Origin of the sequence: Streptomyces turgidiscabies Car8 (genome assembly GCF_000331005.1) — a bacterium.
Classification (GTDB): Bacteria; Actinomycetota; Actinomycetes; order Streptomycetales; family Streptomycetaceae; genus Streptomyces; species Streptomyces turgidiscabies.
Genome location: NZ_AEJB01000225.1, coordinates 1 through 2,841, shown reverse-complemented (window position 1 = coordinate 2,841; position 2,841 = coordinate 1). Strand labels below are relative to the sequence as shown.

At 67.8% G+C, this 2,841-nt stretch carries 1 protein-coding gene; it reads left to right on the top strand.

Translation table 11 applies throughout. The features are described from left to right. Positions 1–351: 351 nt before the first annotated feature. The coding region (gene mobF / locus STRTUCAR8_RS15110; RefSeq protein WP_158697402.1) for a MobF family relaxase at positions 352–2,841 on the top strand (2,490 nt) is incomplete at its 3' end.

Genomic DNA, 2,841 nt, shown 5'->3' with positions numbered 1-2,841 from the left:
TAACAGTCGAGGCCCGACCCCCAGTCCGGGGGTCGGGCCTCATGCCGTCTGTGGTGAGCCTACTGGGCCCGCGCGGCCCCGTCGAGCTTGCTGTTCTGAGAGGCGCTCACGCCGCCCTCTCAGACTCTCCAGGGCCCGTCTCACCCGTACAGGCCGAATCCTTCCGAACCTCAGAAACAACACCCGCTCACCCTCGTCTCCAACCATCCGCATTCATCCAGCTCAGCCCACTACAAACCCCCTTCTCCTCCGCCTCTATGCCCCCTGCTACAACCTCTACTACATAACACACCTAGGCATTCTTAATTTGTCGGTGTCGCTCGCGCTCTTGATCGCGTATCCTCAGTGACCATGCTGCGCATCACCGCGATCTCCGGAGGAGAGGCAGGGCTCAACTACCTGCTCTCCGGATCGGGTTGCGCCGGCGAGCACCAGGCCGACGCCGAGGTCACGCTCGACGGGCCGGAGGGCTACTTCGCCAAGGGCACGGAGCACGGCACTCCGCTTGCCGTGTGGATCGGCGAGGGTGTCGCCGAGTGGGGCGTCGAGGCAGGCGTGAACGCTACCGAGCGTGATATCCGGGCGATCTTCGGAAGGCACGCGCACCCCGAGGAGTACCGGGCCGCGGTGTCCGCAGCGAAGTCCTACATTGACGAGAACGGCATCACCGGCACGGCCGCCGAGAAGGTCATGGCCGACGCCGAAGCATCCGCTCGGAGGGGCCGGAAGCCGTACGAGTTCCGCACGGTCGAGCAGCGGATCGATGCCCGCCTGGAGGCGGAGCCGCACGCCGACCCGGAGCGCATCGCAGAGATCCGGAGGGAGGAGCGGGACAAGGGCCAGCGCTCCCCCGCCATGTACTTCGATCACACCTACTCCGCCCAGAAGAGCGTCTCCACCTACCTGACTGCGCTGGAAGCCGCCGGCCGCCACGAGGACGCGGCGAAGGTGCGCGGTGCGATGAACGAGGGCATCGCGGCCGCGATGAAGGTCTTCGAGGAGGAGGCCGGGTTCGGCCGGATCGGCTACCACGGGACCGCGAAGAACGGCCGCCCGTCGACCGGCCGGTACGTCGACAGCGAGGGCTTCACCGCCGCGATCTTCACCCATGAGGTCTCGCGTGCGGGTGACCCTCAGCTGCACGCGCATGTGGCAGTTCTCAACAAAATCAAGGTCCACGAGGCGGACGGGAACGAGCACTTCGTCACCCTCGATTCGCGTGCCGTGAGCAAGGCCCGCGAGGCCGCGGCCGCCGTCTTCGAGCGGACGATGGAACAGGCCATCGAGCGTGACCTCCCCGTCGTGTTCGAATTGAGGCCGGATGGCCTGGCGCGTGAGATCAAGGGGTTCGAGCCCGAGCTGCTTGACGCTCTGTCAGAGCGTACGTACGAGATCGACGCGCGGTACGAGGAGCTGCGCGAGCAGTACGTCCAGGACCACGGCCGTGAGCCCTCCCCGTACACGCGTGCTCGGCTCCGGGAGATGGCCACGCTCGACACGCGAGACCCGAAGCGGAATGAGCATCAGAGCGCCGAGGCCCGGGTTGAGCGGGCTACCCGGCTCGCCGAGGAGAAGGTCGAGGGTGGTCTGCTCGGCGCGCTGGAGAAGGCCGAGCAGGTGGGCATCGAGACCCGGCTCGCCGAGGTCGACGTCCCCGAGTTCGACCGCGAACAGGTCATCATGGAGGCGTTGGAGGCCCTGCAGACCAAGCGGTCGACGTGGGACCGCAGCGAGCTCATCCAGCAGCTGAACACCACGCTCGGTGACGACCTGCCCCGGGACGTGCCCCTCGCTCCGCTTGCCAACGACCTGGCGAACGAGGCGCTGAAGTCGGGCCGGTACGGCGTTGTGCAGACCGCCGGCCTGAAAATCATCGAGGACGCTCCGTCCCGCATCCGGCAGTCCGATGGCCGCTCGGTGTTCAGCCCGAGCGCCCTGGCCAGCGAGAAGTTCGCGCTGGAAGAGCACCTCGACGACGAGGGCAGGGTCGCCTCCCGCGCTCACCAGACCGGAGCCCCGTGCCTGTCCCAGCCCACGATCGAGCACGTGGTGAAGGCGTCCGGCGTCACCGCCGACCAGGCCGACGTGGTCCGCGGAGTCCTCGGCGACAGTCGAAAGGTCAGCGTGATCGAGGGCCCCGCCGGCGCGGGGAAGTCCTACACGACCGGCGTGATTGCCAAGGCGTGGGAGGAGCACACCGGAGGCCGTGTGATCGGCCTCGGTCCCAGCGCGGTTGCCGCCGAGGTCCTCGGCGAGGAGGGCATCGAGATCCGGACCAATACGACCCGGTTCCTCGACTACTACAGCCAGGGCCTAGGCCGGCGGGAGGACGTCGAGACGTTCCGTCTGAGGGCGGGTGACCTGGTGGTTCTCGACGAGGCGGGCATGGCGTCGACTGACCACATCACCCGGATCTCCGACATGTGCGATGCGGTCGGGGCCAAGTTGGTGCCCATCGGTGACCAGCAGCAACTGCAGTCTCCGGAGGCTGGCGGGCTGTTGAGGACGATGGTCGAGGAGGGCCCGCACTACTCCCTGTCGAACGTGCGCCGCTTCAAGGAGCCGGACGGCACGGTGCGCGAGTGGGAGGCCAAGGCGAGCCTGGCCCTGCGCCGCGGCGAGGTCCGGGCGCTGGATGAGTACGAACTGCAGGGCCGCATCCAGGGCGGCACGCTGGAACAGATGAAGGCCGACGTGGTCCAGGCGTTCGTGGCGGACACCCTCGCCCAGCGCGAGTCCGTCGTGATGACCGCCACCAACACCCGCGCCACCGAGCTGAGCAGGGAAATCCGTGCCCAGTTGGTCAGGTACGGGCACGTCGAGGAGAACGGCCTCCCGCTC